This window comes from Actinomadura sp. 6N118, from assembly GCF_044326415.1.
Taxonomy (GTDB): Bacteria; Actinomycetota; Actinomycetes; order Streptosporangiales; family Streptosporangiaceae; genus Spirillospora.
The window spans coordinates 61855-78789 of sequence record NZ_JBIRAZ010000003.1 but is presented as its reverse complement, the minus strand read 5'-3'; the positions used below and the strand labels follow the sequence as shown (position 1 = coordinate 78789).

Below are 16935 nucleotides of genomic sequence, written 5' to 3'. Positions count from 1 at the left end.
ATCCCGGTGCGGCTGTGCAGCTTGACCAGCAATTCGGCGGCCATCAACGAGTCCAGACCGTACTCGTCCAGCCGGCGGGCGGGATCGAGGTGCTCGGGGTCGAGTTGGAGCACACACGCCAGCATGCCGGTCAGCTCCGCGGTGAGGATCTGCCGTTTCTCCTCCTCATTCGCCTTGGCCAACAGCTGCAGCAGATCCTCGCGGGACTCCACGTTCTGCTCGTCGCCCTCGCTGTCCAGCAACGAGAACCGGGGCGTGCTCAGCAGGGAGAGTGTTCCTTTGACCCTGCCCCAGTGGTAGCGGCCGATGCCGGTGACATCGGCACCGGCCTCCAGCGGTATTGCCAAAGAGTTCAAGGCATCGGCGGCGGTGACGGGAGCAAATCCCAGCCTGCCGAACGTCGTCGATATCCCTTGCCGGGCCACGTAGCCGCGGTCGGCGATGTGTCCCCAGGCGACGGCGAGCCCCGAGCCGCGGCGGCGGACCAGCGCCTCCATGAACAGGTTGCCCGCCGCGTAAGGAGCTTGGGCATAGTTGCCGATGGTCGCGGTGTAGGAGGAATACAGCAGGAAGACGTCCAGGTCGCGGCTGCGGGTCAGGGTGTCCAGGACGGCGGCCCCGGCCATCTTGGGCGCCAGGACGGCACGCAGGCGCTCGGGCGTCAGGTCGGTCAGGACGTCGTCGTCGAGCACCATCGCCGCATGCACCACGCCCTTGAGCGGATGGCGTCCGGTGTCGATGGCGCCGATGACCTCGGCCATTGCCACCGGGTCGGTGACATCTGCTGCGTACGGGTGCACGGTGATCCCGCGGCCGGTCAGCTCGGCCAGCATCGCCGGGGCTTCGGGACTGGCGACGCCACGACGGCCGACCAGGGCGAGGTGCCGGGCCCCATGGTCGGCCAGCCAGGCGGCGGTGGCGGCTCCGAAACCGCTCAGCCCGCCGGTGATCAGGTAGGTGCCGTCGGAGTCGAAGCGGGGCGGCATGGCGGCCTGTTCGACCGGTGGAGGGTCGGAGGGATCCAGGCAGATCACGACCTTGCCGATGTGCCGGGAGCGTTGCATCAGGGCGAACGCCTCGGCGACGCGTGCGGCGGGATAGGCGCTGTGCGGCAGCGGCCGGTACCGACCGGTTCGAACACCAGCGGTGACCTCGTCGAACATTGCCTTATTGAGGTCGGATTGAAATTCTAGTTTGCTGAGGTCTACACCGAAGAAGGCGATGTGGTTGTTGAAGGGCCGCAGCGGCAACGGCCTGTTGCCGAGGATGTCGCGTTTGCCCAGCTCGATGAAGCGGCCGCCGACGCACAGCAGCTCCAGACTGCGGTCGATGGCCTCGCTGGCCAGCGAGTTGACGACGACGTCCACACCACGGCCACCGGTCAACTGCATGACCTGTGGCGCGAACTCCAGCGACCGCGAATCGAGCGCGTGCTCAACACCCAGGGCTCGCAGGTAGTCGCGCTTGGCCGGGCTGCCCGCGGTGGCGATGACGACGGCGCCGACGCTCTGTGCGTATTGGACGGCGGCCAGGCCGACACCACCGGCGGCTCCGTGCACCAGCACGGTCTCCCCGGCCGTCAGCCGAGCGCAGTGCTCCAGCGCGTAGTGCGCCGTCAAGAACGCCACCGGCAACGTGGCCGCCTCGGTGAACGTCATGCCGTCTGGAATCAGGCAGACGGAACCCTGTTCGGTAACGGCGTGGTCGGCGAACGCTACGGGAACGAGGCCGTAGACCCGGTCACCTGCACGTAGACCATCGACGCCATCACCGATGGCGGTGACGACACCTGCGCATTCCATACCGAACCCGTGGCGGTTTGAGCTGTGTTCAATGGCCTCGGCGGGCAGAAGCCCGGTCGCCCGCATGATGTCGCGATAGTTGAGCGCAGCCGCCCGTACCTGGATCTTGACTTGACCAGGGCCAGGTGCGGGCTCACCAGGACCCGGTCCGGACGAGCCCGAACTGGATTCGGCGGGACGACGCGCATCCAAGCACGATTCGGTGGGACGGTGCGCATCCCAGTACGGCTCGGCGGGGCGGCGCGCGGCCCAGTACGGCTCGAACGACAAGCCCGGCCGACGGACCCGCAGCACAAACGATTCGCGGGGCGAAACGTGGGCCAGCGGGTATTCAACCTCGCGCGGGACATAGCGGCCTTGGGCAGTCAGCACGATCTCGTCCTCACCCTGGCGCGGGGTGGTGAGTTCCCTGGCCAGCCGAGTGGCAGGGTCACCAGGTCCACCGGGTCCACCGGGTCCATCGGCACGGGGCAGGACGAGCCGGACGACGTTCAGGTTCGGGTATTCGTTGGCCAGTGTGCGAGCCGCGCCCCAGACTGCTGCGTCCTCAGGACACTCGGCCCGCTCCGGTGAGGGCAGGGCGCCACTAGGACGGGTCACCACCCACAGTTCCGCTTTGGGGCGGCCGGCACACGCCGCAGCGGCGGCATGCAGCAGGCCGATGCGGCTGACGGCATCATCCACGACTGTGGCAGCAGCAACGCCCCCACCACCACCTTGGCCTTCATCGCGGTCCGCATCTCGGCTCTCGTCTTGGTCTCCGCCGAGAAGCAGAACCACCACAGGATCGTCCGAGTCGCCCAGCAGCGTGTTCCAGGCCGCCGGTGAGGCGCCGATATGACATCCCTCGCCCAGCAGCGCGGAGGTTTCTTGAGCAAGCGGCGCCTCCGCGGGCGTCTCGGTGATCAACAGCGTCGTTCGGCCGAGTGCAGGCAACGCAGCGGGAGATGGCTCGTTGGACGGCTCGGGACGTGGCTCGGCACTTGACCAGGGTCGAACCGGGTTAGCCGCCAGCAACACCGAGAACAGGTCGCGGGTGCCGGGCTGATCGTCTCCGGTCTGGACGATGTCGGTGTAGCCGTACTCATCCAGCACCACGGGCCAGCGGTCGCGGGCCATCAGCATCGAGTCCGGGCGCAGGTCGTGGTCGTCGTAGTCCCAGAAACCGTCCAGGGGCCCGAAGATCGGCGCCATTATCTCGGCGCTGTGGGACTCGGCGGCCAGCAAACGGCCGCCCGGAGCCAGCAGCCTGCGCAAGCCGCCCAGCGCGGCACGCAGGTCCCGCGCGGTGTGCAGAGCGTTGGCGGCGACGATCACGTCGTAGCCGCCGGCGGTGTACCCCTGCTCGACTGGATCGGTGTTCAGGTCCATTGCCCGGTAGTCCACGAAGTCGTACGCGGCGAAGCGGTGCTGGGCGCGGGTGAAGAACACCGGGGACAGGTCGGTGAAGTCATAGCGGGTGCGCTCGCGCGGCAGTAGCGGCAACAGTGCGGCGGTCAGTCCTCCGGTTCCCGCTCCCACTTCCAAGATCCGCAACGGCCGTCCCGTTGGCCAGGCGTGGACGATCTGGCGCATCAACGCCGCTGCGATCTGGTTATGGAATCCGCAGATAGGCCCGATGTCGTACAACTGCTCGAACAGCTCCTGCGCGCCACCGGTCACCAGGGTCTCCAGCGGATCATGCAGTCCGCGCAGTATCGCGGCCAGCTTCCCAAGCTGGCGCTGCGCCAAAGCCAGCTCTGCGACATGCGACGGCCAGTCCGCCAAGAGCCGGGTCATCGTGGCGGCGGCGTGTTCACCTGTCAACTGCCAGCGGCCGTCAGGCAGGGTCTGCAGCAGCCCGTGCCGCGCCGCCACCGTGGTCATCAACTGGACGAGGCGAGCGTACTTGGGAGCCACACCGGCGCCTATGAGCGTCGCAAGGTCGAAGGGAGCTTGCGGGGAACGCAACAGATCATGCAGCGCGGCAGCGGCTGCGTGCGCGTATGCCAGATTCTGCTGACGCACGAAGTCCGGAACGGAAACCTCGCGCCAAGGGGATCGCAGTTCATCGATCCGCGTCGCACAATCATCGAGCAGAACACGGTTGCCGGGCAGCGGTGAGGGCGCAGAGGGAAGACCAGGATGCGGAGCGGCACGCAGCTCGGTGACCTGCCGGCGTGGCGCGGTGTCGGATCCGTTCGACAAGCGACGCAGCCGAACGCCGCTCAACTCCACGGTGACCTGGCCGTCGGAGCCGGTCACGGTGATGTCCCAGCACAACTCGGAGTCCACCAGGGTGCGGTCACGCACCCACACCAGTCCCTCCGGCGTGGGAGTGCGCCACACTCTCACTGCCTCGATCGCTGCGGGCAGGTAGGTCTCTCCCGCCGCGACCTGCCCGGTGATCAGAGGGGCACCCGTCTGCAAGAAACCGTCCATCAACGCCGGATGAGCAATGTAATGGCCGGCATCCGCGGCGCCGCCGGCGTCATGCCGGTAAGTGGCCAGCACCTCCCCGTCGCCATGCCACAGGGCGGTCAGTGTCTGGAAGTGCGGCCCGTACTGCAACCCGGCCGCGTGCAAGGCCGCGTATTGGTCGGCTGCGTCCACGGCATGCGGACAGCGGGCACGGATCTCCTCCACCTCCACTGACGCCGGAGGCCGGCCCAGCAGCGGACGGATCTGGCAGCGGGCGTGCGGGCGGGGCTCGCTGGTGTGAGCGTCGGTACTGGTGATCGTGACCAGGCCGGTCTCGGGCGACATCGAGGTCTGGACACGGACCTTCTCGGCCTGATCCCAGGGGATCATCAGCGGGCGGGTCACCTCCAGCCAGGTCAGCTCGGCCGGAGCGCCCAGTACCCGCCGACCGGCCGCCAGTGCCATCTCCACATGTCCGGTGGCGGGGAACACCACCGATCCGGCGATCTTGTGGTCGGCCAGCCAGGGTGCCAGGCCCGGCTCGATCGGCCCCTGCCAGGCTGGATCGGCCGCCGGTAGCCGCTCGCCCAGCAGTGGATGGTCCAACCGTCCATCACCGCTGCTCTTGATCCAGGCATGCGGGTGACCGTTCCAGTGGCGTTCGCGCTGCCAGGGGTAGGCGGGAAGCCCCGTCACCCGCCCGGGGCGCGGGAAGAACCGCTGCCAGCCCAGCTCGGCGCCTGCGGCGATCAACTCCGCGACCGTCCTGCGCAGTGCCGCTGCGCCGTCCCCGTCACGGCGCAGCGTGCTGATCACTTTGACCTGATCCCTCCCGTACCGGGCGGCGATCCGCTGCAGGTAGGTGCGCAGCACCAGCTGCGGCCCGACCTCCACCAGCACGTCGACACCGGTTTCCAAGGCGTGTTCGACGGCGGGCGCGAACAGCACGGGATCGCGCATGTTCCGCCACCAGTGCCCGGCGTTCAGCCCGGCAGCCGCCATCGGCCGGCCGGTGACGGTCGAGACCAGTTCGGTGCCGGCTCCCGTCCCGGTCGGTGCCAATCCCTCCAGCGCCGTCGCCAGTGGCACGCGGGCCACCTCCATCGCCGCCGAATGGAAGGCATAGTCCAGATCCAGCAGCCGGAACAGCACTCCGCGTGCCGCCAGCTCATCACCCAGCGGCTTGAGCTGCGCCTCTGGACCAGACACGGTCACGTCCCGGGGACTGTTGACCGCCGCGACCTGCACGTCGGGATATCGCGCCAGCACCTGCTCTGCCTCTCGCGGCGACAACCCCACCGCCGCCATCCGCCCAGATCCAGTCGTGGGGGCCTGGGCGCGGCTGCGCTCGGCCACCACCAGAGCCGCCTCCTCCAAGCTCAGCGCCCCGGCGGTGTAGGCGGCGGCGACCTCCCCGATGCTGTGCCCCAACACCATCGCCGGCGCCACTCCATGACTGCGCAGCACCGCAACGATCCCAGCCTGCACCGCGAACAGCAGCGGCTGGGCGATCTCAGTCTCCGACAACCGCCAAGCCGTGGCCGGAACCCGCAACTCCTCCAGCACCGACCAGCCCAATCGCGGTGCCAGTGCCTCATCCACCGCCTCCACCTCGGCGCGGAACACCGCATCGGTGTCCAGCAGGTCAGCACCCATGCCCGGCCACTGCGACCCGTTGCCGCAGAAGACCAGACCGACCCGGCCGTGCACGGCAGCCTCACCGATCACCGGGTCATCGGCCAATCGCCGGGCGGCCTCCGCCGCACCCTCCCGCGTATTGGTGGCAAGCACCACGGCACGGTGTCGGTGCAGACCACGCCGCCGGGCCGCGGTGTAGGCGACATCACCGACATGCGCCCCGGCAGCCAGTACGCCGGCCAACCGGGCAGCCGCCTCCCGCGCCGCCGGCACCGTCCGGCCCGAGGCCACCAATGGCACCACGCCCGCAGCCGGTTCAACACTGGCCCGCTCAGCCGGTGGCGCCGGGGCAGCGAGGACCACGTGCGCGTTGGCGCCGCCGAACCCAAAGGAGCTCACTCCCACTACCGGCCGTGCACTGGTCAACACGTACTCGCGGTCTGGCCCAGCCAGATTCCAGCCCGTCCAGTCGATGGCGGGATTCAGCGGCAGATCGTGGGGTGCAGCGGGGACGCGCCGATACCGCAGCACCAGAAGCGCCTTGAGTAGCCCCGCCAGGCCCGACGCCGGCTCCAAGTGCCCCACGTTGGCTTTCACTGAGCCCACCGGCAGCGTGCCGGCAGTCCGAGCGGCACCCAGGGCGGCGCTGATCGCCTCACACTCGATCGGGTCTCCCACCGAGGTACCTGTGCCGTGTGCCTCCAGATAGGAAACTCTGTCAGGCTCCAGCCCGGCGTCCCGGTAGACCTGACGCAGCAGATCGGCTTGTGCGGTCGCCGACGGCAGCGCGATGCCTGCGGTGCGCCCGTCGGTGTTGGTGCCACTGCCCACGATGACCCCGTGCACACGGTCGCCGTCGGCCACCGCGTCATCGAGCCGTTTGAGCACCAGCGACACCGCGCCCTCGGCCCGTACGAAGCCATCGGCATCCGCACAGAACGGCAAGCTCCGGCCGCTGCGTGACAACATCGACGCCTGCGAGAACCCCGCAAAATGCAGTGGCGACAGCAGCACGTTGACGCCACACGCCAATGCCACACGGCTGTCGTGGTCTTCCAGCAGCGCCCGGCAGGCCCGATCGAGCGCCACCAGCGACGACGAGCACGCGGTGTCCACCGCCATGCTCGGGCCCCGCAGGTCAAAGAAGTGCGACAACCGGTTGGCTGCGATTGAGTTAGCCGCACCGGACATCGTGTAGGGATTCACCGTCCCTGCCATGAACTGCAACGACCCGTACGAGGCGTCACTGACGCCCACGAACACCGGCGTTGCCGAGCCAGCCAGTGCGGCAGGGTCGATCGCGGCGTCGTCGAACGCTTCCACCGCGGTCTCCAGCAGCAACCGGTGCTGCGGATCCATCTGCCCGGCCTCCTTGGGGGAGATCCCGAAGTACCCGGCATCGAACCCGGCGACATCGTCCAGGAACCCACCCACCGCCGTGTAACTCTTGCCCGACCGGATCATCGAGGCGTCCACCCACCGCCCGGCCTCGAACCGGTCCGCCGGCGCCTGCCCGATCACAACGCGGCGGCCCTGCAGCACTTCCCACAACCCCGCCAGATCTGCCACCCCGCCCGGAAGGCGGCACCCGACCCCGACGACAGCGACCTCTTCCACGCCATGCCCCCTATGCGTCACTCACCGTGATCAGAAGCACCTTCCGGGAACGGAGCGGCGTCGTCAAAGATCCACGCCGCCCCTTGCAACGTCGCTCATTCAGTCCTTACCAACAGCGACCCGTTGCCGACGGAGGCCGTACCTGATCCTGCCGGGTGCGCGCTCGGGGATCAGCTGCGAGTGCGGGTCGATCTACTGAGGGTGATCTAGGCCCATTCCGGGCAAGCTGTGGGCGAAGGCGCCCGGTGGCGCAGAATGCCCGATATGACCCCAGGCCGTCGATGGTGTCTCGGGTCCGGCCAGTGCAGGGGCCACAGTCCAACGGTATGTCTCTGACCTGCGGTGAGGGGGAAGGGCCAGGGGCTTTGATCCATCAGCCCGGCCTCTTGGCGCAGGTGCGATCTGTGGTGCTTCCGGCCGATGCCGCGGGGAGGTGCATCGTAGGTGAACACCATCGGGGAACAGGTCAGGGCGCGCCTGCCGTTCCACAGGCGCAACTCCGCCTCCCTGGCCTTGCTCGTCTTCGCGATGGCGCTGACGCTTTCGGCCTTCGCAGAGGTCGGCCTGGCGCGCGACGGGCGGCTCCCGCTCGGCCTGCCGGTCTACGGCGGCGGTCTGGTCGTGCTCGCCCTGATCGCGTACGTTGCGCAGGCCAAGTTCGCGCCGTACGCCGATCCGCTGCTGTTGCCGCTGGCGGTGGCGCTGAACGGCATCGGCCTGGCGATGATCTACCGGCTGGACCTGGACACCAGCAAGGACAAGCAGGCTGCGCTCAGCACCGGCGAGGCGGCCAAGGACGCCGCCGATGCGCCGGGCCAGCTGATGTGGACGTTCGTCGGGATCGCGCTCTTCGTGGCCGCCGTGCTCATCATGCGGGACACCAACAAGACTGATGCCCCGCTGTCGTTCACCCCCAAGACCGCGCAGCGCTACAGCTACATGATGGGCCTCGGTGCGATCATCCTGCTGGTGCTGCCGATCGCGCCGGTCATCGGCACTTCGATCAACGGCGCCCGGGTATGGATCCGGATCGGCGGTTTCTCGGTGCAGCCGGGCGAGTTCGCCAAGATCATGTTGGTCGTCTTCTTCGCCGGCTACCTGGTCAACAAGCGGCAGGCGATGTCGCTGATCGGCAAGAAGATCGGGCCGCTGAGCCTGCCGCGCGGCCGCGACCTGGGCCCCATCGTGGTGATGTGGCTCTTCTGCCTGGGCGTGCTGTTCGTGCAGACAGATCTGGGCACCGCGTTCCTGTTCTTCGGCCTTTTCATCTCAATGCTCTACATCGCCACCCAGCGGATCTCCTGGGTGATGCTCGGTGTCGGGCTGCTCGCGGCCGGGGTCTTCATCGCCACGCTGTTGCCGTTCATGGCTCACGTGGACCAGCGGATCGACATCTGGCTCAAGCCCGGTCCGTACTTCGACGGCGGTTGCGTGGTCGAGGACAAGGTCATCCCGGTCAACCCCGACACCGACCTCTACAAGCAGGAGGCCGCCCGCTCCGGTCAGGCGCTCGGGGCGGGCCTGCGGGCCTGCAATCAACTGAAGGGCAAGTACGCCGATAGCGCACAGTTGCTCAAGGGCCTGTACTCGCTGGGCGAGGGCGGGGTCCTGGGCACGGGCCTCGGCCAGGGTGAGCCCTGGCGCACCCCCCTGTCCTTCAGCGACTTCATTTTCGACTCACTCGGTGAGGAACTCGGGCTCACAGGGTTGATGGCGTTGCTCCTGATTTACGCATTAATCATGCAACGCGGAATGAAGACCGCCATCGCCGCCCGCGACCCGTTCCTGAAGCTATTCGCGGGTGGAGTCTCATTCGTACTGGCATTGCAGGTATTCGTCATCGTCGGCGGCGTCACCAGGCTCATCCCGCTGACGGGTCTGACGACACCGTTCCTGTCGCAGGGGGGATCCTCGCTGATGGCGAACTGGATCCTGATCGCGATCCTGGTCCGGATGAGCCACGACGCCCGCAAGCCCGCCCCGCAGGCGATCCAGGACGAGGGCATGACCCAGATCGTGAGCACGAGGTCAGACGACCGCACATGAGCACGGGGAGCACGCCCTATGAGGCTCCCAGCCGGGCGAGCATCCGCTTGGCGTCATCGTCGAAGCCGTCGAAGCCGCTTCCGAGTGCGCGTTTCATCATCTCGACGGCACGGTCTCGCTCGCCCGTCTCGGCGAGGTGTTCACCCAGACGGTAGGCGGCCTCGGCGATGTACTCGGGGTCGTCGCTCAGCTCCAGGGTCCGCTCGTAGTAACGGCCCGCCTCGGCCTTGTCGTCCACCCAGTAGTACAGCTCCGCCAAGTGCGCCACGGCCGTGGGGATGTGCTTGTCGTCGCCGGAGTCGATGACCTTCTCAAACCATGGGAGCGCCTTGTCGAGATCGTGCTGGTCCTTGGCGTTGAGGGCCATCCTCAACGCGGCGATCACCGCGATCTCCTTCTCCTCCGCTCCGTCGGGCTTGGCGAACCTCTTCAGAAGCGCGCGCAGGATCGATTCGGAGGCCTCGAAGTCGCCATGGAAGCCCTGCATCTGCGCTAGGTAGAGCAGGGACCACCGCGCGTCGAACGGATACTTCTCGTTCCACCGCTCGCGCCAGGCGTCGACGGCGGCCTGGTAGGCGTCGCGTGCCTCGGCCCAATCTCCCATGTCGCGCAGCTTGTCACCGAGCCGTTCGGCGGTGCGCGCCCGCCCGTACGCCGGGTCACCGGCCGCCACGGCACGATCGTGGGCGTCACGGGCGGCCTCGACCGCGCCTGACTTGTCGCCTAGCTTGGTCAGAACGGTGGACAAGTTGAACGCGGCATTGGTCGCGCGAGAACCGTCCGCCTGACGGCGGGCCCGCCGGAGGGCTTCGGCGGCCTCCTCCAGCCTGCCGTCGATGGAGAGGATGAGCCCGAGCCCGAGGGACGCACGACCGGCGGCGAGCGGATCGTCGCCCTCGACCGCCATCGTGTAGGCGACGCGCGCCTTCTCGTGTTCCTCGTCTTTGTAAAGCGCGTCGGCGATTTCAACGATCAGGCGATCCTCGCGGCCGTGGCGCAGAGCGTGCCGTGCGCCATCTTCCCCGTGCCGTGCGCCCTCCTCGTCGTTCCGGACGTTCAGGAGGACGGCCTGGCAGGTGCCCGCCCATCGCGCGTACGGCAGGACGCCGGTGTCCGCGGCGGCGGCCCAGTTTCGCAACGCGTCGTCCCACTTCTTTCGGGAGCCGCTTTCCCGCGCGGCCAGGAACAGACCGTACGCGACGGACTCGGGGGCGCCCTCAAGCTCGCACAGCATTTGGTTGAGAGGGTGGTCGGCGGGCTTGTCGGACGCCTCTACGATCCGCGCCCCCAGCAAGGTGGCGAGGCGGCAGCCGTGGGCGTGGCTTTCACCCTTCCACGCGTCCAGCCATTCGAGGGCGCCCTGGACGGCGTGCGGGTTGCCGTCGAGGGAGCCCAGTCCGACGGCGGCGAGGGCCGGGTCGGCGATCTCCATCAGCGGCTGGGCGAGAACGAACGCTTCGCGGATCTCCTCGTCCGCGGCGTTCCGTTCGACTAGCAGTTCGCCGAGCCGGACGGCGATCCACGGCAGGAGGCCGTACGGGCTCTCGCGTGTCGCCTGGGCCGTCTCGCAGGCGCGGCTCAGGACCTCGCGTGCCTCACCATGCTCACCGGAGGCGATCAGCAGCCCGCCGAGCAGGTAGCCGGCGTAGGACGCGGCGAGCGGGCCGTCCGCCCGCTGGGCCCGGGCGAGGATTTCGCGGTCACCGAGCAGGCGTCCGAGCAGCACCGTGGCCAGTTCGCCGCCCGACTCGTAGATCGCACGGGCGGTCACGGTGTCCCCGAGGTGCTCGGCGGCCATCGCGCGCTGCAGCGACTCGTCGTCGAGCGTGCTCAGGGCCACGGACGCCAGCGGCCCGGCCTCCGGGTCCTCTCCCGCCGCGACCCGGCGCAGGCACTCGACGGCGACGCCGCTGGACGGGGCCAGCGAGGCCAACGTCAGGTCGGCGCGCATTCCGGCCGCGGTGCGCCCACCTCCCTGGTGGGCGCCCAACAGCTCGCGCGCGGAGTCGACATCACCCGAACGGGCAGCCTCGACGCCGCGTTCGACCTCATCGCCGGCGCGGGTGCCCGCCGTCCTGGCCGGCAGGTGGCCGATCACCTCGAAGCCTTGCGCCGGATGCGGGTCCGAAGCCAGATGCGGGGACTCCTGGACGGGAATGACCCGCACCTCGCTCGGGCGCCCGCCCGGGTGGTGCAGGTCGACGGCGAGAAGCCGTCCGTCCGGCGACCAGGCGATCGCCCCGGCGCGGCGGCGGAACCGGGCCTGGACGACGAGCTCCCCGCCCTCGTCGACCTGCCGGATCGTGGGTTCGGTGAACGTGTCGCTCACCTCCTCGGTGACGGCGAGGTACGTGCCGTCCGGGCTCGCCGCGAAGCCGGTCACGTCCCCGGTGGTATCGACGACGCCCAGGTGCCGTCCGTCCTCCGGGTCGAGCACGGAGAACCGCATCCGGTCGCCCCTGCCGTCGAGGGCGAACATCCGGGACTCGTCGGCGGAGAAGGCGACCGCCCAGGCGTCGGGCGGGAACTCGGCCGCGTCGGCCTCCGGGTCGATTCCCAGCAGGACGGTGCGATCGGTGGTGTAACGAGCGCTCATGAACTCGACCCCGGGCCCTTCGCCGAACTCGACGCGGTAGCGGCCCGTGAGAGAGCGGACATAGCCCGCCTCCAGGGGCACGTCAGCCTCGGCGCCCGCGTCGACGTCCCATGCCGCCTGTGGCTCGTAGCGAACGCCCGGTCGCGCGGTGATCACATGGCGTCCCGGTACCCACATCAGGTCCACACCCACACCGTTGCGCGGGGCCGAGAACCGGGCCCGCTCGGTCCAGCCGCCGGTGTCGTACACGACCACCTCACCGTGCCCTCCGGCGACGGCGAGCAGGGCGCCGTCGTCGGAGAAGGCCAGGGCACCCGCGTCCGGGTCGCCGCTCTTGCGGCTCGGGAACGGGTAGAGGGTGGCCACGGGCTTGGTGAAGCGCGGCTTGCCGGGCACGGCGCCGCCTCCGAACCCGCGGTCTCTGAACTCGGGGTCTGCGAACTCGGGGCTCGGGTACCAGGTGGTGGCCCAGCTGTAGCCCGGCTCTACGCCGGTGAGCCAGCGTGGGTCGGTCACGCGCACCACGTAGTCGGCCTGAACGAGCCGGTGCTCGTCCGACCAACCCCCGTGCCGCTCGTAGTAGAAGTCGTGGATGTGCTCCCAGGCTTCGGAATCCGGCTCGGCGTTGCGTTCAGCGACGCGCTGGACGCTTCGCACGTAGGCGCTCGTGTTCTCCGCCAGCCAGGCATCGTCCATCAGCACCGTGTAGTCGAACTCCGCCAGTGTCCCGTCGGGGGAGTGCCCTCGCCTCGTTCGCCGGTCGGCGCAGTCCCAGAGCAGGCGCAGGAAGAACACGGGATCGCGGGGGAGGTCGAGGGCCTGCTTGATCGCGGCCTCGTAGTAGACGACGAAGACCCGTATCCGCACACTCAGCCGGTCGGGCGTGACCGCCAGGACTCGTGCGCCGTACAGATCGGTGGACATGAGGGAGCTCCGAACATGATCAACAACTGGGAAGGCCCCAGCATGCCAGCGCTCACCGACAGTCCGCAGCGCAATCAGCCTGTCTCAGTTACTCCGAAAGTGGCTATGGTTCGCGCATGAGGGCAGCGGTGCATAGCCGGTACGGACCACCAGACGTCGTGGCGATCGCCGAGGTGGACAAACCTTCGATCGGAGACCAGGACGTTCTTGTGCGAGTGCACGCGACGACGGTCAACCGGACTGACTGTGCCTACCGGGCGGCCAGGCCCTTCTTCATGCGTGTGCTCACCGGACTTGTCCGGCCGCGGCGTCGCGTGCTGGGGACCGAGTACGCGGGAGTGGTGGAAGCGGTCGGCAGCGGCGTCACTTCCTTCGCGGTCGGTGACCGGGTATTCGGTTACAACGAGGGTGCGTTCGGAACTCATGCCGAATATCTGTCGGTTCCGCAGGACGGCGCGATCGCGACCATGCCGGCGGGTATGACCTTCGAGGAGGCCGCTCCCGGCACCGAGGGCTCGCACTACGCGTTGTCGACCGTCAGGTCGGCGGACGTGCAGGCCGGGCAGGACGTTCTGGTCTACGGCGCGACCGGTGCCATCGGCTCGGCGGCGGTGCAGTTGCTCAAGGACCGTGGGGCCAGGGTGACGGCGGTGTGTGGCACGGCGCATATGGAGCTGGTCAAGGGCCTGGGGGCGGACCGGGTCGTCGACTACACGGCTGAGGATTTCACTAGGGACGAGCAGAGTTATGACGTGGTGTTCGACTCGGTCGGCAAGAGCACGTTCGGCCGCTGCAGGCGGCTGTTGAAACCCGGCGGGCTGTATTTCTCGTCGGAGCTGGGCCCCTGGGGGCAGAATGTGTTCCTTCCACTCGTCACGCCCTTGTTCCGCGGCAGGAGGGTGAAGTTCGCCTTCCCCATCGAGGGCCAGCAGATGGTGCAGGACTTGCGGGACCTGATCGAGACAGGACGGTTCAGGCCGGTCATCGATCGCCGTTACCCGTTGGAGCAGATCGTCGACGCGTACCGCTATGTCGAGACCGGCCAGAAGGTGGGCAACGTCGTCATCACCGTCGTACCACCGACCTGACCCCATCCGAGCGTCCCCTTTGGCGGCCAGCGCGTCAGGGGACGACCGGTGGCGGGTATCAGCTCAGATGCCGGGTGAAGAAGCGCACGGCGTTGTCGACCTCGAAGGCCGGCACGTCCCCGTGCTTGCCGGGGTTGGCATGCAGGGTCTTGTCAGTCGAGGCCAGGGCGTCGAACAGTGCCAGAGCCTCCTTGCGTGGCACCCGCTCGTCGTCCCACTGCATCAGGAACTGCACGGGGACGGTGACCCCGGCGGCGGCCTCGGCCGAGGCCAATGACGTCCCGTTCAGCCCCAGCACCGCAGCGCGGATCCGCGGCTCGGCGGCGACCAACGGAATGCCCAGAGCGCAGCCCAGCGACAGGCCCCAGTAACCCACTGGGCCCAGGTCCCCGAGCGCGTCCAGGATCGAGCGCCATTCCGGGGTGGTCTGGGCGGCCAGCAGCGTGTGGAGCTCGGCCAGCAGCGGGGTCGGGTCGCCCGCGTCGGCCATGCAGGTTCGCATCTCGGTGATGATCCGGTCGTGTTCGGCGGTCTTGGGCCGGTCGCCGTGGGCCGGGGCGTCGATGGCCGTCGCCGCGAAACCGAACTCGGCCGCCAGCTGCAGGGCGCGGCTAACGACGCCAGGAGCCTGCTTGTGCTGCCCGCCGCCGTGCCCGATGAGGATCAGGGCACGGGGTTCCGTGCTTTGCGGCGTCCACAGCACGCCGGGGATTTCTTCAAGGGTGAAGGATCGTTCGGTGACGCCGTCGGCCGACGTCTGTGAGGTGAAGCGCATGCGCGTTTCAAGCCTTTCGGGATGCCTTGTGCGGGCGCTCCCCAGGCGATACGCGGGAGGGAGCCCCGACCTGTCACAACGTTGATCGGTCTCACCTCCTCCAGGTCGATGCACTGCGACGAGGAACGTATCACAACGGGGTTCACACACTCCCGCCGCGTCAGCGATGTCGAGGTTCCGCAGTGCTGCAGACCGAGGCTCAGTCCCTGTGGCGCCAATGGCGCCCGAACTCGGCCTCGATCTCCGGGGTGGTGTGACCGCCCTGCGCGGTCCGGATGCGACCGGGGAGGTGGCCGCCGATGGGCGTGCCGGCCAGCCAGCGGCACCACCCTGACCTGGGGGGCGCTGCCCTGGGCGCTCCGCGCGGCGTCGGCGGCACATGCCGGTACGGGACGGGGCCGGGCAGCGTGCGGGGTCCATTCCACCTCGGTGGTCGAGGGCCCATGCGCGGGGTCGAAGAGGCAAGGCGGGGTCTTGTCCGACGTGGGCCGTTCGGCAACGGCCGCCTGGACTGCCACCAGTTCCCGGGCGGCCTTGGCCAGTGCTTCGGTGCAACCCGACACCTCTTGCCAGTAGGTCGTCCCGTCCGCGGCCTTCGCCCGATCCGCACAAGCGGCCGCCAGCCGATGGCAGTCACGGGCCTGGGCGATCGCCGGCCCACCAAGCTCGGCAGCCTCCATCCTGGCCGCGAAGTCGCGCAGGTCCTGGCCCAGGACGCCGTTGATGGCCTCCTGGATTTCGGCGAAGTCCCGCCTGGCTTTGGCCAGGAACGACTGCGGGCCCTTCATCACGTACAGCATCGCCGGCAGTGTCACGACGACGACGATGATGGCTATGCCGACAGAGATATAGATTGTCACGGCGCCTGCCGCCTCTCCGGTTGCCCCCGCCCGACCTGCGCTCATGATCGAGGCGCGTCCGGCAAGTGTCAACGCACGCTGAACTTGCGTTGGTGGCGCCATGCCGAGTAGTGCTCGATGAGCGTCTCCTCGAAGGGGCGATAGGTCAGGCCAAGTTCGGTGGTGCTTCTGTGGTTGTCAACGGTGAACCTGATGCCGAGGTGCTTGCGGATGTAGTCCGGGCTCAGCCCGAAAGCGGGACCGAGTATGCGGACCGTCCAATGCGGCAGGCTGTGCGCGGGCAGCCGCGGATTCCGTGGGAAGTGCTTTTTGAGGATCCTGGACATCTGCAGGAACGAGACCATTTGCGGGGCGGCGAGGATGTAGCGGCCGGAGGCGTCGGGCTTCTCGGCGGCCGCGATGTGGGCTGCCGCGACGTCCCTGACGTCGACGACGGTGAACGAGAAGTCGGGAGCGCCGTAGAAGAAGTAGCCCTTGAACAGCTCGTCGAGGAGGAAGAGACTGCCCGATTCCGAGGCCGGGGTCAGTGACGGGCCGAGGATCAGGCCCGGGTTGACGGCGACCATGTGCCAGCGGTCCTGGGCGTTCGCGGCGTCCCATGCGGCGCGTTCGGCGACGGTCTTGGCGTAGTGGTAGGGATTGTTTTCGACGGTGCTGGTGGTGTTGAAGTACTTCTCGGTCAGGACGCCGTTCTCCATGTCCCGGACGTCAATGTAGTCACCGAAAATGGCTCCGACGGTCGAGGTGAACACCAGCTTTTCGACAGTCGGCGTCCGCTCGATGCCGGCCACGACGTTCCGCGTCCCGGCCAGAGCCGGCTCCACGATCTGTGTGGGACCGTCCTTGATTTTCTCTGGCATGAGGAATGGCGAGGCTACGTGGAAGACGACCTGGCATCCCTGCATCGCCTGGTCGAAGGCCCCGTCGTTCAACAGGTCCGCCTCGAAGAGCTCCAGCCGTCCGGGGAATCGCTCCTGCATGGCATGCAGTGGTCCCACCTTCGCGGCGTGCCCCAGGGACCGCACCGTGGTGTGAACCCGGTACCCGCGCTCCAGCAACTGCTGCACCAGATGGCTGCCGACGAACCCGCTCCCACCGGTGACCAGTACGACCTGACCGCTCTCGCCCACCCGCTCCTCCTCCTGCCGCCTGCCCGACAGCACTACCTTGACGGAGGAATCTACGCCCG

The 16935-nt window shown here is 68.4% G+C and carries 5 protein-coding genes and 1 pseudogene; 2 read left to right on the top strand and 4 right to left on the bottom strand.

Annotated elements, in window-relative coordinates:
• Positions 1–2 precede the first annotated feature (2 nt).
• Positions 3–7457: pseudogene (locus ACH34W_RS08165) on the bottom strand (SDR family NAD(P)-dependent oxidoreductase); the annotation flags it as partial.
• A 444-nt stretch (positions 7458–7901) separates the two neighbouring features.
• Here ACH34W_RS08165 and ACH34W_RS08160 point away from each other — a divergent pair.
• Positions 7902–9503: an FtsW/RodA/SpoVE family cell cycle protein gene (locus ACH34W_RS08160; protein WP_395960132.1), complete on the top strand. Its 1602-nt coding sequence runs from the start codon at positions 7902–7904 to the stop codon at positions 9501–9503.
• Positions 9504–9519: 16 nt separating this feature from the next.
• Here ACH34W_RS08160 and ACH34W_RS08155 read toward each other — a convergent pair whose 3' ends face one another.
• On the bottom strand, positions 9520–13023 hold the full coding sequence (locus ACH34W_RS08155; protein WP_395960131.1) for a WD40 repeat domain-containing protein: 3504 nt from the start codon (positions 13021–13023) through the stop codon (positions 9520–9522).
• A 116-nt stretch (positions 13024–13139) separates the two neighbouring features.
• Here ACH34W_RS08155 and ACH34W_RS08150 point away from each other — a divergent pair, with 116 nt between their 5' ends.
• Positions 13140–14111: an NAD(P)-dependent alcohol dehydrogenase gene (locus tag ACH34W_RS08150; RefSeq protein WP_395960130.1), complete on the top strand. Its 972-nt coding sequence runs from the start codon at positions 13140–13142 to the stop codon at positions 14109–14111.
• 58 nt (positions 14112–14169) lie between these two features.
• Here the strand turns inward: ACH34W_RS08150 and ACH34W_RS08145 are convergent, their stop codons facing one another.
• Both ACH34W_RS08145 and ACH34W_RS08140 read right to left on the bottom strand, forming a co-directional pair.
• Positions 14170–14886: a dienelactone hydrolase family protein gene (locus ACH34W_RS08145; protein ID WP_395960129.1), complete on the bottom strand. Its 717-nt coding sequence runs from the start codon at positions 14884–14886 to the stop codon at positions 14170–14172.
• 928 nt (positions 14887–15814) lie between these two features.
• Positions 15815–16876, bottom strand: a complete 1062-nt coding sequence (locus ACH34W_RS08140; RefSeq protein WP_395960128.1) for an NAD-dependent epimerase/dehydratase family protein — start codon at positions 16874–16876, stop codon at positions 15815–15817.
• Positions 16877–16935 lie beyond the last annotated feature (59 nt).